20 protein-coding genes and 1 pseudogene are annotated in these 21,174 nt (G+C 69.9%); 7 read left to right on the top strand and 14 right to left on the bottom strand.

Annotated features, from left to right (window positions below; genetic code table 11):
• Window positions 1-72 precede the first annotated feature (72 nt).
• Genes ACFW0G_RS13875 through ACFW0G_RS13865 form a run of 3 tightly spaced genes read right to left on the bottom strand, consistent with a single transcriptional unit; the run spans window position 73 to window position 4,363 of the window.
• Window positions 73-1,206 carry a DUF58 domain-containing protein gene (locus ACFW0G_RS13875; RefSeq protein WP_378325490.1) on the bottom strand — a complete coding sequence of 378 codons (1,134 nt, stop codon included), beginning with the start codon at window positions 1,204-1,206 and terminating at the stop codon, window positions 73-75.
• A 2-nt stretch (window positions 1,207-1,208) separates the two neighbouring features.
• A complete protein-coding gene (locus tag ACFW0G_RS13870; RefSeq protein WP_378325488.1) occupies window positions 1,209-2,162 on the bottom strand; it encodes an AAA family ATPase in 954 nt (317 codons plus the stop codon).
• The gene (locus tag ACFW0G_RS13865) at window positions 2,159-4,363 is read right to left on the bottom strand and encodes a fibronectin type III domain-containing protein (protein ID WP_378325486.1); all 2,205 of its coding nucleotides are present in this window, start codon (window positions 4,361-4,363) and stop codon (window positions 2,159-2,161) included. The genes ACFW0G_RS13870 and ACFW0G_RS13865 overlap by 4 nt, the downstream gene beginning before the upstream one ends.
• Window positions 4,364-4,481: 118 nt before the next feature.
• On the opposite strand from ACFW0G_RS13865, the gene ACFW0G_RS13860 reads away from it, so the two are divergent.
• Complete coding sequence (locus ACFW0G_RS13860; RefSeq protein WP_378325485.1) at window positions 4,482-5,819, top strand: type VII secretion protein EccE; 1,338 nt, start codon at window positions 4,482-4,484, stop codon at window positions 5,817-5,819.
• Window positions 5,820-5,838: 19 nt separating this feature from the next.
• Here the strand turns inward: ACFW0G_RS13860 and ACFW0G_RS13855 are convergent, their stop codons facing one another.
• Complete coding sequence (locus ACFW0G_RS13855) at window positions 5,839-6,363, bottom strand: nitroreductase family protein (protein WP_378325484.1); 525 nt, start codon at window positions 6,361-6,363, stop codon at window positions 5,839-5,841.
• A 34-nt stretch (window positions 6,364-6,397) separates the two neighbouring features.
• Window positions 6,398-6,757 (bottom strand): hypothetical protein, encoded by a 360-nt coding sequence (locus ACFW0G_RS13850; RefSeq protein WP_378325483.1) that lies wholly within the window; start codon window positions 6,755-6,757, stop codon window positions 6,398-6,400.
• Window positions 6,758-6,878: 121 nt separating this feature from the next.
• On the opposite strand from ACFW0G_RS13850, the gene ACFW0G_RS13845 reads away from it, so the two are divergent.
• Window positions 6,879-7,958 carry a class I SAM-dependent methyltransferase gene (locus ACFW0G_RS13845; protein ID WP_378325482.1) on the top strand — a complete coding sequence of 360 codons (1,080 nt, stop codon included), beginning with the start codon at window positions 6,879-6,881 and terminating at the stop codon, window positions 7,956-7,958.
• Here ACFW0G_RS13845 and ACFW0G_RS13840 read toward each other — a convergent pair.
• The 4 genes from ACFW0G_RS13840 to ACFW0G_RS13825 are packed head-to-tail and all read right to left on the bottom strand — an operon-like array spanning window position 7,916 to window position 9,993.
• The gene (locus ACFW0G_RS13840; protein ID WP_378325481.1) at window positions 7,916-8,479 is read right to left on the bottom strand and encodes an ABC transporter substrate-binding protein; all 564 of its coding nucleotides are present in this window, start codon (window positions 8,477-8,479) and stop codon (window positions 7,916-7,918) included. The genes ACFW0G_RS13845 and ACFW0G_RS13840 overlap by 43 nt on opposite strands.
• A complete protein-coding gene (locus ACFW0G_RS13835) occupies window positions 8,479-8,733 on the bottom strand; it encodes an Ada metal-binding domain-containing protein (RefSeq protein WP_378325480.1) in 255 nt (84 codons plus the stop codon). The genes ACFW0G_RS13840 and ACFW0G_RS13835 overlap by 1 nt, the downstream gene beginning before the upstream one ends.
• Before the next feature lie 4 nt (window positions 8,734-8,737).
• The gene (locus ACFW0G_RS13830; protein WP_378325479.1) at window positions 8,738-9,460 is read right to left on the bottom strand and encodes a 2OG-Fe(II) oxygenase; all 723 of its coding nucleotides are present in this window, start codon (window positions 9,458-9,460) and stop codon (window positions 8,738-8,740) included.
• Between the two features lie 26 nt (window positions 9,461-9,486).
• Window positions 9,487-9,993, bottom strand: coding sequence for a methylated-DNA--[protein]-cysteine S-methyltransferase (locus tag ACFW0G_RS13825; protein WP_378325478.1), 507 nt, complete (start codon window positions 9,991-9,993; stop codon window positions 9,487-9,489).
• Here ACFW0G_RS13825 and ACFW0G_RS13820 point away from each other — a divergent pair.
• Window positions 9,992-11,158, top strand: a pseudogene (locus ACFW0G_RS13820) (5'-nucleotidase). The gene ACFW0G_RS13825 and the pseudogene ACFW0G_RS13820 overlap by 2 nt on opposite strands.
• A gap of 13 nt (window positions 11,159-11,171) precedes the next feature.
• Here ACFW0G_RS13820 and ACFW0G_RS13815 read toward each other — a convergent pair.
• The 4 genes from ACFW0G_RS13815 to ACFW0G_RS13800 all read right to left on the bottom strand — a co-directional run bounded on the left by ACFW0G_RS13815 (window position 11,172) and on the right by ACFW0G_RS13800 (window position 16,196).
• Complete coding sequence (locus ACFW0G_RS13815; RefSeq protein ID WP_378325477.1) at window positions 11,172-11,738, bottom strand: hypothetical protein; 567 nt, start codon at window positions 11,736-11,738, stop codon at window positions 11,172-11,174.
• 274 nt (window positions 11,739-12,012) lie between these two features.
• Complete coding sequence (locus ACFW0G_RS13810) at window positions 12,013-13,272, bottom strand: DUF222 domain-containing protein (protein WP_378325476.1); 1,260 nt, start codon at window positions 13,270-13,272, stop codon at window positions 12,013-12,015.
• A gap of 723 nt (window positions 13,273-13,995) precedes the next feature.
• Entirely contained in the window at window positions 13,996-15,303 is a 1,308-nt protein-coding gene (locus ACFW0G_RS13805; protein ID WP_378325475.1) for a family 2 encapsulin nanocompartment cargo protein terpene cyclase, read from the bottom strand.
• A gap of 41 nt (window positions 15,304-15,344) precedes the next feature.
• Window positions 15,345-16,196, bottom strand: a complete 852-nt coding sequence (locus tag ACFW0G_RS13800; protein WP_378325474.1) for a geranyl diphosphate 2-C-methyltransferase — start codon at window positions 16,194-16,196, stop codon at window positions 15,345-15,347.
• A gap of 412 nt (window positions 16,197-16,608) precedes the next feature.
• Between ACFW0G_RS13800 and ACFW0G_RS13795 the strand changes: the two genes are divergently transcribed.
• Complete coding sequence (locus ACFW0G_RS13795) at window positions 16,609-17,142, top strand: AAA family ATPase (RefSeq protein ID WP_378325473.1); 534 nt, start codon at window positions 16,609-16,611, stop codon at window positions 17,140-17,142.
• Between the two features lie 33 nt (window positions 17,143-17,175).
• On the opposite strand, the gene ACFW0G_RS13790 is transcribed toward ACFW0G_RS13795, so the two are convergent.
• Window positions 17,176-17,601 (bottom strand): SgcJ/EcaC family oxidoreductase, encoded by a 426-nt coding sequence (locus tag ACFW0G_RS13790; protein ID WP_378325472.1) that lies wholly within the window; start codon window positions 17,599-17,601, stop codon window positions 17,176-17,178.
• A gap of 61 nt (window positions 17,602-17,662) precedes the next feature.
• On the opposite strand from ACFW0G_RS13790, the gene ACFW0G_RS13785 reads away from it, so the two are divergent.
• The 3 genes from ACFW0G_RS13785 (at window position 17,663) to ACFW0G_RS13775 (ending at window position 21,159) form a co-directional block, all read left to right on the top strand.
• Window positions 17,663-18,268, top strand: a complete 606-nt coding sequence (locus ACFW0G_RS13785) for a TetR/AcrR family transcriptional regulator (RefSeq protein ID WP_378325471.1) — start codon at window positions 17,663-17,665, stop codon at window positions 18,266-18,268.
• Between the two features lie 375 nt (window positions 18,269-18,643).
• The gene (locus ACFW0G_RS13780) at window positions 18,644-19,789 is read left to right on the top strand and encodes a PrpF domain-containing protein (RefSeq protein ID WP_378325470.1); all 1,146 of its coding nucleotides are present in this window, start codon (window positions 18,644-18,646) and stop codon (window positions 19,787-19,789) included.
• Entirely contained in the window at window positions 19,786-21,159 is a 1,374-nt protein-coding gene (locus ACFW0G_RS13775; protein WP_378325469.1) for an MFS transporter, read from the top strand. The genes ACFW0G_RS13780 and ACFW0G_RS13775 overlap by 4 nt, the downstream gene beginning before the upstream one ends.
• The last annotated feature ends 15 nt before the right edge of the window (window positions 21,160-21,174 follow it).

Below are 21,174 nucleotides of genomic sequence, written 5' to 3'. Positions count from 1 at the left end.
TCGCCTCGCTCCGCGAGACAGTGTTGAATCCCTTTTGGCGCATGATATCCATGATTCGCTCGCAAGCGTCGCTCATGCCGTACCCGCCAACAGCGAGTTCCACTGCGCAGCCGCGTCGGCCGCGTCCGCGGCGACGATGGTCCCGGCTCCCGCGGACACGCCGCGCTGCCGGGCGCCGAGCCGGATCACCGTGTCCGGGCGCCAGCGGCGGGCCGGGCCGAGGTCGGCTTCCATGCCGGTGAGCACGAGGACGACACCGCCGGGCCGCCGCCCGGCCGCCAGCGGTGCGGCCAGCAAGGGCGCGTCGTCGGCGGCGTCCTGGGTGACCAGGCAAAGCTCGTCCAGCACCGCCCTTGCCACCCGCAGTCCGCTGTCCACCGGGGTGTCGGTGCCGGTCGTGGTGATCAACCGGCAGTGCTGCCCCGCCGACGCCGACGCGAACAACACCGAGGCCGCCACCTCGACGGCCTCCTCGAACACGGCCGGGGTCATCGCGGCGGGCCGGGTGTCGAGCAGGACGGTGCACCGCAGCTGCGCCGGATCGGCGTACTCGCGCACCATGAGCTGGCCGGTGCGGGCGGTCGCCTTCCAGTGCAGGAGCCGCACCTCGTCGCCGACCACGTACTGCCGGACCACCTGCAGATCCGCCGAACCGCGCAGCGGCGGGTCGGTGATCGGGCCGTCGTGGTGATGCCGCGGGTGCCCGGCCTGCGCCGGGCGCACCGCGTGCCGTCGCGGATACACCCACAGCCGCGCGGTGCCGCCCACGGTCCGCTCGCCGCGGGCGAGGTCGAACAGGTCCGGCCGGTTCAGCACGAGCGGCCCGACCTCGAGCCGTCCTCGTTTCGACGTCGGGAGTTCGTAGTGGTACGTGGCTTCGGCGCCGGGCGCGAGCGGACGCACCCGCACCCCGTGCGTCTCGGTGCCGATCCGGTCGCCCGCGGCGAAACCCCCGTGCCTGCGCGTGCCGGCGTTGCGCACGGTCAGCGAGGCCAGCGCGGGCTTGCCCCGTTCGATCCGGTCCGGGTGCACCGTCCGGTCCACCTCGACCTTCGGCCGGAAGCGGGCGACGGCCACCGCGACGAGCACCGCGCCCAGCGCGATCCCCGCCAGTGCCCGGAAAAGCGGGTACCCGGCCAGCTCGCCGGCGGCGTAACAGACTGCCGCCGCGGCGAGCACGAAGACGCCGCGGCGGGTGAGCCGCACCGCTACCTCCCTGCCGCGGCCGCCGGGGCGGGCGTGTCGGCCAGCAGTTCGTCCACGACCTCGCTGGTCTGCCGCTGGTTCAGCTCCGCGTCCGGGGTGAGCACGAGCCGGTGCCCGAGCACCGGATGCGTCACGTCCTTGACGTCGTCGGGCGTGACGAAGTCGCGGCCGTGGGTGGCAGCCAGCGCCTGCGCCGCGCGGATCAGCGCGATACTCCCGCGCGGGCTCGCGCCGTACCGGACGGCGGGATGCTGGCGGCTCGCCGCAGCCAGCCGGACCGCGTAGGACACGATTTCCGGCGCCAGATGGGATTTCCGCACCTCGGTGATCACCTGCTGCACGGCGCCGAGGTCGATCACCGGCCGCAGTTCGTCCGGGGTCACCCCGGCGCAGTCCCCCATCACGACCCGCATTTCGGCGTCGTGGTCCGGATAGCCGACCGACAGCCGCATCAGGAAGCGGTCCAGCTGGGCCTCGGGCAGCCGGTAGGTGCCCTCCAGTTCGATCGGGTTCTGCGTCGCCACCACGAAGAACGGCCGCGGCACGTCCTGGCTGACCGCGTCGACGGTCACCCGCCGCTCGGCCATCACCTCCAGCAGCGCCGACTGCGTTTTCGGCGTGCCCCGGTTGATCTCGTCGGCGAGCACCACGTTGGCGAAGATCCCGCCGGGGTGGAACTGGAACCGTTCGGCGTTCTGGTGGTACACCATCACGCCGGTGATGTCGCCGGGCAGCAGGTCCGGGGTGAACTGGATCCGGCTCCACCGGCCGCCGATGCTGGCCGCGACGCACCGGGCCATGGTCGTCTTCCCGACACCGGGCACGTCCTCGATCAGCAGGTGCCCCTCGGCGAACAACGCCGCCACGGCGAGCCGGACGAGCTCCGGCTTACCCCGCACCACCGTCTGGACGTTTTCCGCGATCAGCTCGTAGGCCGCCCTCGGAGTAGGTGTCACAACAGGCCCTTTTCCTTTTCCACCTTGGTTTTTCCTTTGCCGTGCCGCAGTCCCACCAGCGCGACCGGCCCGATCCAGAACAGGAAGCCACCGGACGAGCCGGGCGCTCCGCCACCTCCACCCACCTCGGGCGTGCCCTGCCAGTTGTCCTCGCGGGTCCCCGCCGCGGTCGTGATGGTGGCCTTGACCGTCGCGCCCCCGAACCACTGGACGTTCGGGATGGTGAGCTGCGTGCTGCCACTGCAGGCGACGGAACTCGACGAGGCCTTGCCGAACACGGTCGCCTGGCACGTCGCGGGCGAGCCCTTCCCGTCGGCGCTGACCGTCACGACCAGGTCGAGGTTGGACATGGTGCGCACGCGGGTGATCTTGATCGTCGGTGGTTCCGTCGGGACGGTGGCCGTCTTGCTGCCCGCACTCCCGGTGAGCGCCGGGCCCGAGCCGTACTGGGTGACCGCGCGGACCGTGACGGTGACCGCGCCGGACATCCCGGAGAAGTCGGCGGACGTGCCGGACACCTGGCGGTCGCCCTGTCCCGTCGCGCTGACGACGTAATGCAGCAACGTCGCGCCGTGCAGGTCGGGCTGGGACCAGCTCGCCGAGACCTGTCCGCCGAGCTTCGCGTTCACGGTGACGCTCGGCGCCCCGGCCGGGGGTCCCTGGATCAGCACCCTGGCGCCCGCACCGGCCCCTCGGCCCGCCGAGTTCTCCGCGACCACGGTGATCGTGTAGGACGTCCCGGCGGTCAGCCCGTTCACCGTGGCGCTGCGCGCCGATCCGCCGACCGTCGCCGACCCGCCCGGCCAGGACAGGTGATAGGCGGTGATCCGCGCGCCGTTTTCGGGCGCGGCGCCCCACGAAACGGTGGCGGCGCCGTTCCCCGCGGAGGCACTGACGTTTCTCGGCGCACCCGGCGGCGTCGCTGCCGCGACTGGCGGAGCGGACTGCCTCGACGGCGGAGGCGAGGCGGGTGGTTGCGCCGAGGGCGGCTGGGGGTTGTCCGCCGGTTGCGAAGCGGGCGGCGCGGCGCTCGTGGTCTGGTTCCTGGCCTGTTCGTCGACGGCCACCTCGACGACCGATCCGTTGTCGCCGTTGACGACCAGTACGTGCGAACCGTCCGCGCTGTCGACGTAGATCCGGTTGTCCTCGCCGTGCGCCAGCCGCGGCCGATCACTCTTGCCGGGCACCTTCTTCGTGCTCTTCAGTGAGCCGGTGCTGTCGTAGGTCCAGACCTCGTTGCGGGTCTCGTCGACCATGGCGACGACGTGTGTCGTGGCGACCGGTCCGGCGAACCGGCCGTCCTTGGGCAGTTCGATCGAAACCGGTTTGCCCGCCGGGCGCTTGCCGGCCAGCCCGGCGGTGTCGATCAGGTGCAGCTGGTTGCGCTCGGGATCGGCGACGGCCAGCCGCCCGTCGACGGAGGTGTTCGCCACCTGGGCCGAGGGCGGCAGCTTGACGCCGATGCCGACCGGTTCGCCGAGCCCGTCCTTGCCGATCACGCTCAGCGTGTCCGCCGTGATGTCGAGCAGCACCGGCTGGTCGTCGACGAGCGCGAGCAGCCCGCTGTGTCCCGGTGGCAGTTGCGCGGGGCAAGCCAGACGAGTCGCGCCACGCGGCAGTTCGCACACCGAGCCGTTGTCGATCCGGTGCACCCACAGCGTTCCGGCGGACGTCACGATCGGCGGCGACAGCGGGCCGCCCGCCGGGACGGTCGCCGTCGGGTCGCCGAGCCGGACGATCTGGCCGGCGTTGCGGTAAACCAGGTACGGGCCGCCCACGGCCTCCAGCACCGCCGGTGTCTCGGTGGCGGGTGGCGTGGCGGCGTTCTCGACGCTCAACGTCGACTTGTCGAACATCGTGATCCGTGACCGTTCGACCACGTAGCCGGACCGCTCCCCCTGCGCGACCTGGCTGCCCTGCTCGGCCCCCGGCACGCTCGCGCGCGCGTCCACCTGGCTGGTCCCGCCGTCGATGTGCAGCGCGGACTGCAGTTCGCTGCTGTACACCCAGTGTCCGACCTGGACGAACTGCAGCCCGGCCGGCATCGGCGCCCGGCCGGAGACGGCCACGCCGATCAGCACCAGGCACGCGGTGACCAGCAGGGCGATGGCCAGGCGAGTACGCACCACGGCGCTGAACCCGCGGCGGGCGGCGGCTTTCGGCTCCGTGGCGTTCACGGTCACGCCCCGGGAACGGTCCATAGCGGCTGACGCTAATGACCGACCATGAAATTTTGATGAAACGCCCCTGCCGCCGAACTCTGTCATCGAAACCTCATGTCGGCCGTGGACGCTGTCGGTGACCGGACGAGGAGGCACAGTGACTGATCTCGGCGCGGCGACCGAACTCGGCGCGGCCAGGCCAGACCGGCGAGGCGGCGTGCCCGCACCCCCGCGGCCCCAGGCCATGACCGCCCCGCCGGGCATCGCGTACGGCACGCTCTCCGTCGCGGACTCGGCCTCGCGGGCCGCGGCGCGTGAAGCGGCGCGCGTGGCGTTGTCCGCGGCACGGCAACCACAAGCACGCGTCGCGACACCGATCGCGGCGCCCGCGCCTCCCGCCGCCGGACCGCGGAAAGCGGCCGCGCCGCCGAGGTCCGGCGACACTCGCGGCGCCGGCAGGCCGGGCGGGATCGGGATCGGGGTCGCCCAGCTCGTCAGCTGGCAGCTCGTGCTGGTCGCGCTCGTACTGGCGCTGGGCAGGCCGTGGCCCGTGCTCGCCGCGGTCGTCGTCCTGGCCGCGATCGTCGTGACACTGACCGCCGTCCGGTTCCGCGGTCGCTGGTTGTACGCCTGGCTCGCGGTGGGCTCGGGTTACCTGCTGCGCGACCGGGTCCGCGATCTGCGGAGCGAGAGCGAGGCGGGCCGGGCGCTGCTGCGCCTGATCTCGCCGGAGGCCGCCGGCAGCACCGACGAGGACGGCGCGTTCCTGCTCAGCCGCGCCGCCGGGATCACCGCTGTGCTGCAACCGAAATCGGCCGTGCGGGATCTGACGAAGGCGATGCCCGCCCCCGAATCCCTGCTCCCCCCACCGCACGAACAGGCGCAGGCGATCGCCGCGCAGGTCGTCCACCACGCCGGGATCAGCAGGGACCGCCCGCCGCGGGTGTGGGTGACGCTGCAGGCCTTGCGCACGGTCGACGTGCACCACGACGCCGATGTCCGGCGAACGCTCCGGAACGCCCTCCGGCGGGTGCAGCGCCAGCTCCGCCGGGCCGGCCTGCCCGCGCGTGCGCTGGCCGAGCACGAGGTGCTGGGCACACTGGCCTCGCTCGCCCACGTCACCGCCGGCCGGGGACAGGTCCGCGAGGACTGGCGGGGCTGGCACAGCGGCCCGGTCACGCAGGCGACGTTCCGGCTCGACGGCTGGGCGGAGCTGTCCCCCGCGGTCGCCCCGCAGATGGTGCGCTGGCTGCTCGCCGCCGTCCCCCAGGCCGCCGTGACCGTCGCGGTCACCGCGCACCGCCCGGCCGGCGCGGCCGTCGCCAGGACCGACGCCGCGGTGCGCATCGCGGCCACCGGTTCCCCGGCGCTGGAGCACGCGGCACGCGAACTGGCCCGGCTCGCCGGCGAATGGGGCCTCGGCATGGAACGTCTCGACGGCAGGCACGCCTGGGGCATGGGCGCCACGCTGCCGATCGGCGTCACCTCCCCGTGACGGCCAGTCTCGAACGGCGTCAGCGTGCGGACGGCTCGAAATGGGTGAGCAGTTCGGCGACCGGCTTGCGGCCGGACGGGATCACCGACCGGCCCGGAGGCGCCACGGCGGGCCGCCCCAGCGCGATCGCGTGCCCGGCCCGCCACGGCGCCGGACGCCCGACCAGCCGGGCGGCCTCGATCGCGTTCGCCTCCGGGTACAGCGTGACCGGGCAGGTCCCCAGCGACCGGCTGTGCGCGGCGAGCAGGAGCGACTGGCAGATCCGGCCGAGATCGAACTCGGTGTCCGCGCCCGCTTCCGCGTCGGACAGCAGGATCAGCACGGCGGGCGCGGCCGCGAGCAATCCCGCGTACTGACCCAGCCGGGACAGCCGCTCACGCGTGCGCCGGTCGCGCACCGCCACGAAGCACCACGGCTGACGGTTCCGCGCGGAACCCGTCCACCGCGCCACCTCGACCATCGCCTCGATGTCCGCGCGTGCCACCGGCTCGTCGCGGAAGAACCGGGTGGCACGGAGGGAACTGATCAGCTTGACATCGTCCACAAGCGACTACTGTGCCACTCGCCGGGACGATCGCTCAGCGGGCTTCGCGGCCGCGCGCCATCAGCGCGACACCCCCGATGATGCAGACGGCTTCGGTGATCACGCCCCAGTATTCGGGCTGGCTGTTGAACTGGTCGTGCTGGCCGAGGAATCCCACGGTCGCCGCGAGCACGTACGAACCGAGCGTCAGCGCCCCGAACCCGAACGCGCCGAGCGCGGGCAGCCAATGCCGCCACGCCAGCACCGCGATCGCCAGCACCAGCCCGCCGACCGCGTTCAGCAGGAACAACGGGCCGATGACGCCGGGGTACCCCTGCGTCCACAGGAAATAGTGCACCCCGGCCGAGCCGAGCAGCGCGACCGCGACGACGGTTCGCAACACCCATCCGATCATGACGTCCTCCACCTCTGAACCCGCACCTCACCTCCTATACGGACGCGACGGCGATCCGGTTCACCACCGCCTTGCCGCCACACGGTGACGCACGGCGCGGAAAGCGTTACCATCCGCGCCCATGATCGAGAACGACTCCCCGGCGGGCCAGGTCGCCGCGCGCCGTCCCGGCTATCTCGCCGATCTGGCCGAAGGCGTGGACCGGTTCTTCGAACCCCGGCGTGCCTCCTGCCCGTGGTGCGGCTCGGCGGCGCTGCGGACCCGGTTGCGCACGACCGACCTGCTGCAGCACAAGCCGGGGCGATTCGTGCTCGACGGCTGCCGCGACTGCGGGCACACCTTCCAGAATCCCCGGCTCACCCCGGCCGGGCTCGAGTTCTACTACCGGGATTGCTACGACGGGCTCGGCGAGAAGTCCATGAGCGGGATGTTCGAGGGCAACCGGGCGGGCTACCGCTCGCGGGCCGAGCTGGTCCGCGGCTTCGGCGAGCCCGGGGAGTGGCTCGACGTCGGCATGGGGCACGGTCATTTCTGCCGCGAGGCCGGGGACCTGTTACCCGGCACCAAGTTCGACGGTCTCGACCTCAGCGACGGGGTGGAAGTGGCGCAGCGGAAGGGCTGGGTCCGCACCGCCCACCGCGGCTCCTTCGTGGACCTGGCCGGCGAGCTCGGCGGCCGGTACGACGTGGTCAGCATGTACCACTACCTGGAACACACCCCGGATCCGAAGCGCGAACTGACGGCGGCGCGCACGGCGCTGCGGCCGGGCGGGCTGCTGGCGATCGAACTGCCCGACCCGGAATGCCGGTGGGCGAAGGTGCTCGGCCGCTGGTGGCTGCCCTGGCTGCAGCCCCAGCATCTCAACCTGATCCCGATCGGCAACCTGCGCACCGAGCTGGCCGCGCGGGGCTTCACCGTGATCGCCGAACAACGCGGCGAACCCCACGCCGCGATCGACGTGCTGGCCGCGTCGGTGATGGCGGTCAACGCGCTGACGATCGGCGGCGAGGACCTGGCCTGGCGGCCCGCCGCGCCCGGCAGGCCGCGGCGGATCCTGCGCAAGGCCGCGTTCGTGGCGTGCGTCCCGGTGTTCGTGCTGGCCGCGCTGCTCGACCGGCTCAGCGCGCCGTTCGGCCGGAAACGCGGCTGGTCCAACGCCTACCGCGTGGTGGCGCGACGCGACGACGACACCGGCGGATAGCTGACGACCCAGCGGTGCCGCACCTCCCACGTGCCGCCGTCCGCGCTCGCGCCCCGCAGGCCGTGCAGAACGTCGCCTCCGGTGAGTGCCGGGACCCGCGAATCCCGCAGGGAAGCGAAAGCGAAGCTCCGAGCCGGGTCCCAGCCCGTGCTGTGACGCAGCCGCCGGACGAGCTGGGCGAAGCCGAGCGGCGCGGCGGCGAACACCCACGCGTCCGGGCTTTCCGCGGTGAGCCGCTGCGCGGGCCGCAGCCACGAGGCCGCGGTTTCCGGCCACTCGGCCATCGCGAGAACCGTCCCGCCCCGCGCCCGCCATGCGGCCGCGAACGCGGCGGCCGACGAGCGCGAGACGTCGTCTCGGCTGTGCCCGATCGTCACGGTCTCGATCCTCGGCCGGGGCCGCGTCAGCAATCCGGCGAGCGCGGCGAGTTCGGCATCGGTGTGCGGAGCGGGCGACGGCACGCCGCCGTACTCGGCCACGTCCGCGGCGGGGATCAGGGGTGAGCGGTTTCCTCGTGTCATCAGGTTTTCCGGTTCGCCTTCCAGTGGGCGTACTGTTCGGGGAGACAGACGGCGCACGGCCGGTAGCCCGCCGCGATCGCGGTGGCCTCGTCCGGGAAGAAGACCCGGTTCGCGGCGTAGTGACCGCGGGCCAGCGCGCGCAGGGCCGACGGGCAGTCGAGCCGCCCGTACAGCCGTCCGCGGCGGTGGCCGCCGAGAGTGCCGGGCACCGCGCTGCGGTAGCCCCGCCCGTCCGGCCCGATCAGCTCGTACACCGGATCAAGCGGCGTCGTGGAAGACGAGGCCGAGTGCACGGCGGCGCCCGGACCGGACGACGCTGACACCGTGCCGCATGACGCCCGCCGACCAGCCGCGTTTCGTGGCCACCGGCCGGTCGCGGGTGGTGAACACCAGACCGTGGCCCTGCCGGAGCGCGGTGGTGGTGCCCCGGGACTGGGCGCGCGGCCGCTGTTCGACGAGCAGGAACTCCCCGCCGGTGTAGTCGGTGCCGTACTCGTCGAGCCCGATCACCACCTGGAGCGGGAACAGCATGTCGCCGAACACGTCGCGGTGCAGCGCGTTCCAGTCGCCTTCGGCGTACCGCAACAGGATCTGCGCGGAACGGTCCTGCCCCGCCCGGTGGCAGTCGGCCACCCATTCCTCGAGGCTGTCCGGCCACGGCGCGGGCCTGCCGAGCCGCTCGGCCCAGTCCCGCGCGATCGGCAGCAACCGAGGGTAGAGCGCGGCACGCAGCGCGGCGATCGGCTCGGGCAGTTCGTGGGTGAAGTACCGGTACTGGCCGGACCCGAACCGGTGCCGTGCCATGTCGACGGTCGTCCTGAACAGTTCGGTCCGTTCGTACAGTCCCGCGATGTCCGCGCATTCCGCGGACGTGAGCAGCCGCGGGGTGAGCGCGCATCCGTATTCGTCCAGTTCCCCGGCCAGCCGCCCCCAGCCGGCCTTGTCCACGCGCCGGGCGATCGTGTCAGTCTTGACAGGCATCGATGTTCTCCGGAATCTTCGGTGTTTCAGACGGCCAGCGCGACGCCCTCGTGGGCGAGCAGCCGAACCTTGCGCTCGACACCAGCGGCGTACCCCCGCATGCCGCCGTCCGCGCCGATCACGCGATGACAGGGCCGCATCAGCAGCACCGGGTTCGCCCCGACCGCTGCCCCCACCGCCCGCACCCGCTCGCGAGGCAGCCCGAGGCGCTCGGCGAGTTCGCCGTACGTCGTGGTGGCACCGAACGGAATGGCCGCCACCTCCTGCCAGACCCGCTGCTGGAACCCGGACCCGGTGGTGGTGAACTCGAGCTCGAACTCCGTCAGCTCCCCGTCGAAGAACGCCCTGATCTGCCGAATCGCCTCGGCGAACGCGTCGTCGTCACGCCGCCACTCCGGCCGCACCGCGGGCGCGTTCTTCTGCTCCGGCATGGACAGCGACGCGATGGCGACCCCACCCGGCGCGGTACCGGACTCCTCCCCCACCAGCAACAGCTCCCCGAGCGGACTGTCCGTCGTCGTGTAGACGGTCATGGCCGACGACTCCCTTCGTGTGTCGCTTCTCTTTCCTTCCACCAGTCTGCGTGCGCGCGGGAGCGGACACTGGCGGAATTCGGACATCACGACAGAGCGTTCACTCTGGACGAGGTCGTCTCAGCCCGCCTGGGAACACCGCGCCAAAGATGTGACAATTGACCATCGGCCGCAACGCCGACATGGATCTTACCGACGTCGTAGATCACCCGTCACAACGAAGAACCGGACAGCGCCAATGCCTTACAAACTCGACGGCCGACTCGTTGTCGGCATCGCCTCAAGCGCATTATTCGACCTCAGCGAATCCGATGCGGTACTTCACACAGAAGGAGAAGAAGCCTATCGCAGGTATCAAGAAGACTGACTTGACGACCCCGTCGACAGGGGCGTGGATTTTCCGTTCATCAAGCGCCTTCTCTCGCTTAACGATTTCAGCGAGCAGAACGACCCACTTGTGGAAGTGATCATCCTATCACGCAATGCACCGGATACCGGACTGCGCGTCATGAGGTCAATAGCCGACCACAACCTGTCGATCACCAGCGCGATCTTCACACGAGGCGAATCTCCCTACCGGTTCATGAGGGCACTCAACATGTCCCTCTTCTTGTCTGCCAACGAACGTGACGTTCGCGAAGCGATCGCGTGCGGGCTGCCGGCGGGGCGCGTACTCAACGGCTCCTTCGTCGACGACGAGGCCGAAGAACTCCGCGTCGCCTTCGACTTCGACGGAGTACTAGCCGACAACAAATCCGAGCGCATCATGCAGAGCAGCACTCTGGAGGAGTTTCACTCACATGAATCCGCCAACCTGATGGAGCCACACTCTGCCGGGCCTCCACATGGTTTCTTGCTCAACGTCAACAGGATTCAGCAACTCGAGGAAGCACGTCGAGCATCGGACGAAAGTTGCAAACTTCGCGTACGCGTATCGATAGTGACAGCACGTAGCGCACCATCACATGAGCGCGCAGTTTTGAGCCTCAAGTCATGGGGAGTGACCGTCGACAATGCTTTCTTCCTAGGGGGAATAGAGAAGGTATCGGTGCTGGGCATATTGAAGCCCCACATATTTTTCGACGATCAAAGCAGGCACCTTGATCCGGCCTGCCTGATTGTGCCCTGCGTGCACGTACCATTCGGCGTCGCCAACGAGAGGTAGCACGACCGATCACTCAGCGTGACGCGGTGCGGATACGGTCCTTCAGCCGGTGTTCGAACGTCGTGTACTCCGAGTCGTAACCATCCACCACGACCAGCTCACCGGCCGGAGTAACGCAGCAGACGCACACGACGGAATCCCGCCGGATACCGACCATTTCCTCGGGTCGCGCCTGCCTGGCGGCGGGATAGTCCCGGTACAACAGTTCCGACATCAGTTGTGTGCCGAACTCGTCGTCCTCCAGGAACCGCGGGAACCGAGACGGCCAGTCGTGGCCGACTTCGACCAACTCTCCCTCGACGGTGATGGCCACACCACCTGCGGAAAAGAGAACATCCACCCGGCAGGTCTCGGTCACCACCCTGCCGAAGCGTTTCTTCACCGTCCGTTTCCCCGAGATACCCCACGGGACCATGCCGATTTCGGCGGCCACTCTCGCGAACGAGGCGGCCTGACTTCTCCAGACCGCCCGGTACTCCGGGAGCTTCGCCATGACCTCGTCGATCACCTGACGCTCACGGCTCCTGGTCTGCCGCACCTCGTCGGCCTGCGCGCGAAGCTCTTCCTCGAAATCACTCATGGAGCGACAGTACCGTCGCGGCAGGAGATGAGACTGTTCCCAGATCGGTGTTCCGGCCCGACGGGATGGGCACTGTGAGTGCCTGCCCTGTCGTTGTACGCGAAGGGAATGACAACCGGGTGTCGAAGGCGACGATTTCGCGTATCACCGACCGGGCAGGCCGCAACGCCTTCGCCATCACCTTCGGTGACCGCTGGCCGGGAGCCGAAACCTACTGATCAACAACGCCGGAAACCGACCACGGGATAGGCTTGAGTGCTTGACTCAAGGCGGCTCACGTTCGTAGGTGGATGGTATTGCGTCGGGGTGTGCGGGTCGCGTCCAGCCAGGCGGGCGGCACGAACTCGGGTAGTCCGTCGCTGGCGATGCGGACTTCCCATTCGGAGCTGTGGATGAGCTTGTGGTGAACAGAACATACGAGCACGAGATTGTCCACTTCGGTCTCACCATGATGTGCCCAAAACACCACATGATGCGCCGTACAACGATAAGCAGGAGCATCGCAGCCCGGGAAGGCGCACCCACCGTCACGGCGGATCAGCGCCCGTCGGATGGCCGGGGTGGCCAGCCGTTGTGCCCGGCCCACGTCGAGGGGTTCGCCGTGCGAGCCCAGCACCATCGGAATGATCTTGGCGTCGCAGGCCAGCCGCCGCGCCTCGGACGCGGTGATCTCCCCGAGCAGGTCGAGGGTGGCTTGCCCGACCCCGGATCGCAGCTCTTCCAGGCTGACTGTCACGACGATGTGGGTGGCTTCCCCGGCTTGCGTCGGCAGATCGGGATGTTCGGCCCACATCCGCACCAGCTCGGAGAACGCGCAACCCCGCCGCTCCCACTGGGTCCGTGTGTCGCGGGCCTCTTCCTCGGTGGCGGGCCGTGGCTTCGCGAGTGGATCCAGCATCGCTTGCAGTCGCGCGGAGGTTTCGTCGTCGACGCGTGCCTTGATCTGATGCCCGCCATCGCGATGCGGAGCGATCGAGAACTCGGGCTGGAACGGTTTCGGTTCCCGGGTTTTCGGCTCTTTCCCGTCGGGGTCGAGCTGGGAGATCAGGCGTCGTCCGGCGGCGCGGATTTCTCGGGGTCCGGCGGCGCGGGCGAGTTCGGCGAGGATTTTCTCCGCCTGCTCCCGATCCTCCATCGACACGGTCTTGGGAAGCTTGTCCAGCGCCCGCAGGATCTCATCGATCTGCGCTGCGCCGACCGCACCCTCGGCGGCGGCCTGCGCGGTCGCCGGAGCCTGCGGCGGCTGCTCGCCGCTGGTGAGATCGCGGGTGCCGTTCAACGCCAACGCTCGCGCCGCGCGAGCTTTCGCCTCGGCGTACGGGATGTTCAGCGTCTCCTGCAACAGCCGCACGAGGCTGCCGTATCCGGTGGTGTCGCGTATCCCGCGCCGTTCCAGCTCGGCCATGACCTCGCCCTGGACAGCGGCCTCACGACGCTGCACACACTCGGACTCCAGAAGCCGCTCCAGCAGGCAGCCGACATCCTCGCGCCACCACTCGGTGCGCGATGCCTGGGTGCTGCCCTCGACGGCCACAACACCACCCTACTCCACCCGATCGAACATGTGTGCTATCGATCGAGTGAACTGTAGGACGCAATTTTCCTTGCTATGTAAGGGTTTTGCGATGTCACAGCGAATGAGGGAACTCTGTTAGTCGAATGGCGAACTGATCGGGCCGCGCGGAGATCGAGCGGTTGCGGTCGGGCAATCCTCCGCCGAAGCCGTTGCGGCGCAGGGAAATTTCGACCACGAGCGCAGGCCGGAGCGAGGTTGTCTCCGACGGAGGCCCCGGACAAGATCATGAGCCTTCATCGTGTTGGCGTGGCGGTGCGCATTTGCGACAACGTGACGACGTCCGGCGTGGTGCGTCGTCACGTTGTCAAGCCGCCCGTGGCGCGCCCGGTGGCGACCGAGCCTCGCTTGCGCCGACGGCGCATCTGCTGACGTATCAGTCCGAACCACCGCGCGAGGCTGACCCGAGAGACCTGCCACTATGCCACCGGCAGCGAGGCAACCGGCGCATGGCGCCCGCGCCACAAGACCGGACACGATCCCCAGCGCATCCCGCAACCAACATGATGACTTACGCGCGACTCTCCCCGATCAGAAATCCCAACAGGCGACGCACAGGTCACACCAAAGGTAGTGAAGGGGTCCTTCACAGCGCTCACCGCACCGAAGGACCCCTTCACCGCCCCAAAGTCCACAAAGGACAACAACCCGCCGCGTGCCGCCCCCGGCACCCCATTCGATCCGTCAGGACTGGTATCGCGGGTTGGTGGCGTGCCACTCGACGCCGCCGCCCATCCACGCCCGCACTCCCTTGAGGAACCGGTGCAGCTCCGGGGACGGCACGACCATCAGCTCCCGATGGCCGTCCTCGAAATCGTGGACGAACCGGTTGTGCAGGTCGACGGTCACCTCCGTCGCCTCCTCGATCGAGCACTTCCGGTCCTCCGCGATCTGCAGGACCATGTTGCAGACCGGGTTCTCGTCCGCGGCGTCCTTGGCGACCGAGAACAGGTCGTTCACCATCACCGACGCGGTACCCGCCTGCATCATCATCCGGCGGACCCGGGGGTCGTAGTAGAAGTGCGCGGGCAGTTCGTACCCGTCCACGACGTCCACCAGGGTCATGGACGTGTAGAAACTGTCGTGCTGCCGGGTCGCCAGGTACTTCCACGCCTCCGGGTATTCGGCCGTGTGGCGCCACGCGGCGTACGCACACCAACCGACGAACATCGCGAACGTCGAGTAGCAGACACGCTGGGCCTGCACGGGCGAACCGTGCCGGAGCAGGTGGTCGATGCCGGAACGCAGCGAGACCAGGATCGGGTCCGACCGCAACGCCTCATCGAGCGGAGCGGAGAATTCCCCGGCCGGGGCCACCGGGTCCATGGCCGCCATCGCCATCGCCAGGCGCGGCGGGAGACTGGTCGGTGTCGCACCCAGGGAACTGTCGTCGGCGTAGTAGTCGTCGGCGGCCCACCAGGCCGCGTTCAGCTGCGCCGCGATCAGCAGCAGGTCCGGGTCCTCGGAACCCGAATGCGCGAGCATGACCAGCCGCCCGAGCTGGGAGCGGCGGATCTGCTCCAGCCCGCCGCCGGTGTACCCGCAGTCCTCCGCCCATTCGTCCAGTCGCCGCTGGACCTCCTCGGCCAGCGGGTCGTTGAACCGCTCCACCACGGGGCAGTAGAGCGGCGACGCCGTCCCGTCGCCCCACGGCCGTTCGACGTACGCCGGGTCGTGCCCGGGAGCGGGGGTACCTTCCGGCATGAGATCGGCCGCGGTGGTGCCCAGCCCGGAGAGCCCAAGGTGCGCCATCACATCCGGCGGGCTCACCGGGGCCGGCGAAGCCACGGCAGGCGGAGCCACGTCGGCCTCGCCTGCCGTGGTGAAGAGCCGGGCCGCCGCGGTGCCGAGTCCCGTCGGCCCGGTCCGGAACACCGACGGCCCCGCCGCACCGGCCGCGCCGCCGGTACTCACCGGACTGTCCGGAATGGACGGACGGCCGGGACGCGCACCCACCACTCCCGGCCCTGTCACGGGGGCTGTGTCGACCATCGTGTTCCCTTCTCCTCGTCAGCCGGGCGCCCGCCCCGGGATCAGACCCGGTCCGCGGCGATGAGCAGGTAGTGGAAGCTGCCTTCCCGATAGGCGGTGAGGAACGCGTCCTCGATCCCGGTGGTGACCGAGGATCGCGCGCGCAGCTCCCAGTAGGGAATCGTCGCCGCGGTCAGATCCACGACGCTGATCGGCACGAACCCGTTGGCCGCGAGCGCCTTGAAATACTGGCTCCTGGCGTGGATGTTGCAGATGTAGTGCTGGTCGATCTGGCTCACCGCCCGCGACCGGCCGCCGGTGACGTCGTTGTAGCACCCGGTGATGGTGACGTAGCGGCCGCCCGGCGCGAGCTGGCGGGCGTGTTCGGCGAACAGGTCGAACAGGTCGACGTACATCGTGCTCTCGTTGTTCCAGATGCCCTTGAACGCGCCCGTGTCGAACCCGGTGTCCAGCATGTTGCGCAGGTGGTACCGCACTTCGCCCGCGACGCCGCGCCGCGCCGCCTCCGCGTTGGCGAAATCGACCTGCTGCTGGGAGATCGACACCCCGTCGACCTGGCAGCCGAACCGCTGGTTCGCCATGATGCTGCTCCCGCCGCGACCGCAGCCGGCGTCGAGCAGCCGGTCGGTGGGCGCGATGTCGCCGAGGTAGTCGAGCAGGACCTGGGCCTGGGCCGTCTCCAGCCGGTGCATTTCGGCGATGATGGCCTCGTCGCGCTGCGCCGCCGGCGCCTCGAGCACGGCGGCGTCGTAGTCACCGATGCCGTAGTGGTGGTGATAGAGGTGGTCGATGTCGCCGAGCCGGAGGTTGACGGCGTTCTTCTCGTTGTTCCAGTAGTCCGCGACCGACCGCTGATAGGGGGTGCGCAGCACGGGCTGGTCGATGGAGGTCATCGGTGACGGGCTCCTTCTCAGGCGGTGACGTCGGCAGAACGGACGGCTGCTTCCGGCACCGTGGATCGGAACACAGGCAGCATCCGCGGTTTCCTTCGTATATGGATTCGACTGGCTGAGGCGGTTTTCCAGGCTCGGGTAATTGCGCGGCCGGACCGGAATTCCGGCCCTGACCACCGGGTTCGGTGCCTACCTCGGCCAACGCTAGTGGCAGGCATGCGGCCCGACAAGAAGCTCGACCGCGGTTCACTCAGGTAAATCCGGAAGCGGCGATTTCGTTCCCGAATCGGCCTATTCCCCTTGGCTCAGGGGTGATTTCCCCGGCGTGCGCAAAACTCCTTCGAGACTGCTTCTTTCCCGACCGGATGACGACAGGCGACTGTCCGTGACCCGCGACGGCTACCATCGGCCGGTGATCACCGACGGCACGTCCGGCGCCCTGCTCGTCACCGGTCCGGTCGGGGTCGGCAAGACGACGATCGCCGAGGCCGTGGGAGACCTGCTCGCCGCCGCGGCGATCCCCCACGCCGTCATCGACCTCGACGCGCTCCGCGGCCGCTGGCCCGCGCCCGCCGACGACCCGTTCGATCTCGCCATGGAACTGCGGAACCTGAGGTCCGTGGCCCGCAACTACCGCGACGCGGGCGCGCATCGCCTGGTACTGGCGGGAGTGGTCGAAAGCCGGGAAGACCGGCGACGGTACGCGGAGGCGCTCGGCGTGGAACCCGCGGTGTGCAGGCTGACCGCGGCCGAGGCGGTCATCGACCGCAGGCTCGCCCGCAGGCACGGACCCGAGGACGAGGCAGGACTGCGGTGGCACCTCGAACGCGCACGGGAACTCGACGGGATCTTCCGCCGCGCCGGCGTCGAGGATTTCGTCGTCACCGCCGACGGTTCCGTGGCCGACGTGGCCAAGGCCGTGGCGGAAGCGGCGGGCTGGCCGTGATCCGGCGAGCCCGCCACCGACCGGCGAGGCGGGTTATTCCTTCCACTCCAACGGCGAGCGGGCCGCCAGTTCCGCGTCCCGGTGCGTGAACTCCGCGAGGTCGGCCAGCATCGTGTTGTGGAACGCGACGATCCGGCCGTCCCGGACGATCTTCGTCTGGATGGCCGCCCAGTCCCCTTCCCTCGGCCCGCCGGGCACCCGCAGCTTCGACGTCGTGTGCAGCACCAGCGCGTCCGCGCCGATCGGCCGGACGTCCAGCTGCCGGATCTCGAGCCGGCTGCCCCGGTAGATCGTGTCGAAGATCTTCTGGTGTTCCTCCGCGATCACCTTCCTGCCGCGCTGCACACGCCCCACGACGTCCACGAAGTCGGCGTCCTCGGCGAAGTACGAGCCCCACGCGGCGCCGTCACCGGCGTTCCACGCGCGCTCCAGCCCGGTGATGATCTCCTCAGCAGTCATCGCTACCCTAACTTAGAATGGTAGTCCAGTTGTTAGAACGATGTTCTAAGTTGGAGTGTACATGCCAGCCGACCTGCCCGGCATCGTCCGGCTGCGGGACCAGCGCGAGGCGCTGACCCTGCGCGCGATCCTCACCGCGGCACGCGGGCTCTTCGCCGAACACGGCTACGCCCGCACCTCGATCCGCCGCCTCGCCCAGGAAGCCGGCGTCGTACCGCAGACCATCTACGCGCATTACGGGTCCAAGGCCGGAGTCCTCACCGGGCTCGTCGATCTCCTCGACGACGAAGCGGGCTTGCCCGAACTGATGGCGCGGTCCGCGGAACTCGACGAACCCGTCGAACTGCTCCGCCTGCTGGCGAAGGCGAGCAGGCAGGTCCAGGAGCGCTGCGGTGACATCGTCGCGATGCTGAACTCGGGCGCGGCCGTCGATCCCGACATCGCGGCCACACGCGCGGAAGGCGCGCGCCGCAACCGGCTCGGCGTGGAGATGATCATCGGCCGCGTCCGGGAAACGGGCGGGCGCCTCGTTCCCCGCGCCGGCGACATCGCCGTCGCACTGATGACCGACGGCGTCCACAACAGCCTCGTCCACGAAGCGGGCTGGTCCCACGACGATTACGAAACCTGGCTCACCGCAACCCTGACCGCCGCCGTCCTGCGCTGAACATCCCCGGCCGATAAAATCTCGGTAAAGCCAAGCGGAAATCACCTGAAAGTGTCGCCATAACACACCGTTCCGCCGCACGCATCCCGTTATTTTCACATTTTTAACACTGTCGGCACCGTCACACGGCAAATCGGGAACTCACCAGTGTTTCGCGAAAATTCGCCTATTACCGGCGTGGTCACGCGCGATTAACGGCTACTTGACAACGGCCCTACGCAGCGGACCTTACGTTGACCATGTCGATCTTTTACGATACGGTTACCTACATCGGGAGACATCCACTCTCCCTTTCCCATCCTGTGCTTGTGACCTGCTCCGATGTCGCAGCGGTCGACGAACCCTCCCCTTTTCCTATTGTGGACGGTGTTACGCATGCTCTCCCCCGAAAAAGGAACCATCGGCGTATCGGCGACCCTGGTACGCGGCGGAACGAGCAAATGCTGGCTGTTCGACGTGGCCGACATCCACGGGCGCGGCGCGTCGACCGAGGACGTGCTTCTCGCCGCGTTCGGCGCGCGGGACCACAGCCAGATCGACGGCGTCGGCGGGGCGACCTCGACGACGTCGAAGGCCGCGATCGTGGCCCACTCCTACGAGCCGGGAGTGGACATCGACTACACCTTCGCGCAGGTCGGCGTCGGCGTCGAACAGGTGGAATGGGGCAGCAACTGCGGCAACTGCGCCACCGCGGTGGGGCTGTACGCGGTGCAGTCCGGGCTGGTCCGGCCGCGCGGCGACCGCACCAGGGTGCGCATGCGCAACACCAACAGCGGTTCCCGGATCGACGCGGTCGTGGCCACGCCCGGCGCGCGGTTCCGCCCCACCGGCGACGCGGTGGTGCCGGGCGTCTCCTCGCCCGGCGTGCCGGTGGGCCTGGAGTTCCTGAATCCCGTCGGCGGCAGCCTGCTGCCGACCGGCCGCGCCGTCGACATGCTGGAATCGCGCGAAAAAACCGCGAAGGCGACACTGGTCGACGCCGGAGCACCGGCCGCACTGGTCGACGCGCCGTCGCTGGGCCTGACCGGTTCGGAGAGCGTCGCCGAGTTCGGCGAACGGCTCCCCTCGCTGCTCGGCCTGCGCCGTGCGGCCGCGATCAGGATGGGACTGTCCACTCCGGACAGTCCGGTCAGCCACGCGGTGCCGAAGCTCGGCATCGTCGGTCCCGCCGCGGACTACACGACCACCGGCGGCACGCACGTCACCGCCGGGGAGTTCGACGTCGCGGTGCGGATGGCCTCCATGCACGCGCCGCACCCGGTGATCGGCCTGACCTCGATGGTCGCGGTGGCCGCCGCGGCCACGGTCCCCGGCAGCACGGTCCGCGCCCACACCGCCGCGGAGAACGGGGAGATCCGGATCGGCACCGCGGCGGGCGTCGTCTCGGCCAGCCTGCGCACGAGCGGCGACGGCGCGCTCACCGGCGTCACCCTCAACCGGTCGGCCCGGGTGATCGCCCGCGCGGACATCTTCGTCCCGGCGGCGGCCCGCGAGGCCCGCGAGCCGGCGGTCGCCCGGTGACCACGGCGACCAGGCCGGGCACCGCTTTCGACGCGAAATTCCTCACCCCGCTGGTCATCGGCACACTGCTCAACGCGGTCAACTCGTCGATGATCGCGGTGACCCTGGTCCCGATCGGCCGGGACCTCGGCGTCGGGGCGGGGCACACGGTGTGGCTGGTCACTGTGCTGTACCTGACCACGGCCACCGCCCAGCCGGTGATGGGCCGCTTGGTCGACACGCTCGGCGCCCGGCGGGTGCTGGCCGCGGGCCTCGTGCTGGTCGCGGCGGCGGGCCTGCTCGGCACGTTCGCCCCCGCCTTCGAGGTCCTGCTCGTGGCCAGGATCCTGCTCGGCCTCGGCACCGCCACGGGATTCCCGGCGGCGATGGCGATGGTCCGGGCACGGGCGAACGCCGCGGACGTCCCGGTGCCGGGGCGGGCACTGGCCACGCTCGCCACGTCCACCCAGGCGAGCATGGCCGTCGGCCCGACACTCGGCGGCCTGCTGGTCGGCCTCGGCGACTGGCGCTGGACGTTCGCGGTGAACGTGCCGGTCGCCGCGCTCGGGCTGCTGCTGGTGTGGCGGTGGCTGCCCCCGGACGAACGCCGCGAGCGCACCGGCCCCCGGCCGCCGCTCGACCTGGTCGGTATCGGGCTCTTCACGCTCACCCTCACCGCGCTGCTGCTGTGCCTGACCCGCTCGGGCGCGACGCCGTGGCCGTTCCTGCTGACCGGCGTGCTCGCGGGCGCCGGGCTGATCGCGTGGGAACTGCGCGTGCGGGACCCGTTCCTCGATCTGCGTACCCTGGCCCGCAACCGGCCGCTCGCCGCGACCTATCTCCGGCAGGGCTGCGGTTACCTGGTGATCTACGCGTTCCTCTACGGCTATCCGCAATGGCTCGCGGAAGGCTACCGGCTGCCGGAATCGACGATCGGCCTCGCGCTGCTGCCGATGTCGATCACCACCGTCGCGCTGTCCGCCTTCGGCGCCCGGCTGTGCACCGGCGTCCGCGCGCGGCTGCTGCTCACCGCGGGCGCGCTGGTGATCGGCTCGATGGCCCTGCTGACGCTGTCCTCGGGCACCGCGCTGTGGCTCGTGGTCGCGATCGGCCTGCTCTTCGGTGTCGGGCAAGGGCTCAGCACCGTGGCGAACCAGACGGTCCTCTACGCGCAGGCCCCCGCGGACCGGATCGGCACAATGTCCGGCCTCTTCCGCACCGCCCAGTACATCGGCGCGCTGGCTTCCACCAGCGTGCTCGCGCTGGCGTTCGGCGCGGAAGCCACCGATGGCGGACTCGGCACGCTGGCGCTGGTGCTCAGCGTGGCCGCCGCCGCGCTGCTCTCGGTCACCGCCGCCGACCGCTCACTCCGCGCCCTCGACCCGCACTGACAGTCCACAATGGAG

The organism is Amycolatopsis sp. NPDC058986 (assembly GCF_042741125.1).
Classification (GTDB): Bacteria; Actinomycetota; Actinomycetes; order Mycobacteriales; family Pseudonocardiaceae; genus Amycolatopsis.
The sequence above is the reverse complement of the archived record's forward strand: the minus strand, read 5'-3'. Positions and strand labels throughout refer to the sequence as shown.

Coding starts and splice junctions, on each gene's coding strand:
- ACFW0G_RS13865 (WP_378325486.1), bottom strand. CDS start 4,363: ATGGACCGTTCCCGGGGCGTGACCGTGAACGCCACGGAGCCGAAAGCC.
- ACFW0G_RS13850 (WP_378325483.1), bottom strand. CDS start 6,757: ATGATCGGATGGGTGTTGCGAACCGTCGTCGCGGTCGCGCTGCTCGGC.
- ACFW0G_RS13845 (WP_378325482.1), top strand. CDS start 6,879: ATGATCGAGAACGACTCCCCGGCGGGCCAGGTCGCCGCGCGCCGTCCC.
- ACFW0G_RS13840 (WP_378325481.1), bottom strand. CDS start 8,479: ATGACACGAGGAAACCGCTCACCCCTGATCCCCGCCGCGGACGTGGCC.
- ACFW0G_RS13830 (WP_378325479.1), bottom strand. CDS start 9,460: ATGCCTGTCAAGACTGACACGATCGCCCGGCGCGTGGACAAGGCCGGC.
- ACFW0G_RS13825 (WP_378325478.1), bottom strand. CDS start 9,993: ATGACCGTCTACACGACGACGGACAGTCCGCTCGGGGAGCTGTTGCTG.
- ACFW0G_RS13815 (WP_378325477.1), bottom strand. CDS start 11,738: ATGAGTGATTTCGAGGAAGAGCTTCGCGCGCAGGCCGACGAGGTGCGG.
- ACFW0G_RS13805 (WP_378325475.1), bottom strand. CDS start 15,303: ATGGTCGACACAGCCCCCGTGACAGGGCCGGGAGTGGTGGGTGCGCGT.
- ACFW0G_RS13800 (WP_378325474.1), bottom strand. CDS start 16,196: ATGACCTCCATCGACCAGCCCGTGCTGCGCACCCCCTATCAGCGGTCG.
- ACFW0G_RS13790 (WP_378325472.1), bottom strand. CDS start 17,601: ATGACTGCTGAGGAGATCATCACCGGGCTGGAGCGCGCGTGGAACGCC.
- ACFW0G_RS13785 (WP_378325471.1), top strand. CDS start 17,663: ATGCCAGCCGACCTGCCCGGCATCGTCCGGCTGCGGGACCAGCGCGAG.
- ACFW0G_RS13780 (WP_378325470.1), top strand. CDS start 18,644: ATGCTCTCCCCCGAAAAAGGAACCATCGGCGTATCGGCGACCCTGGTA.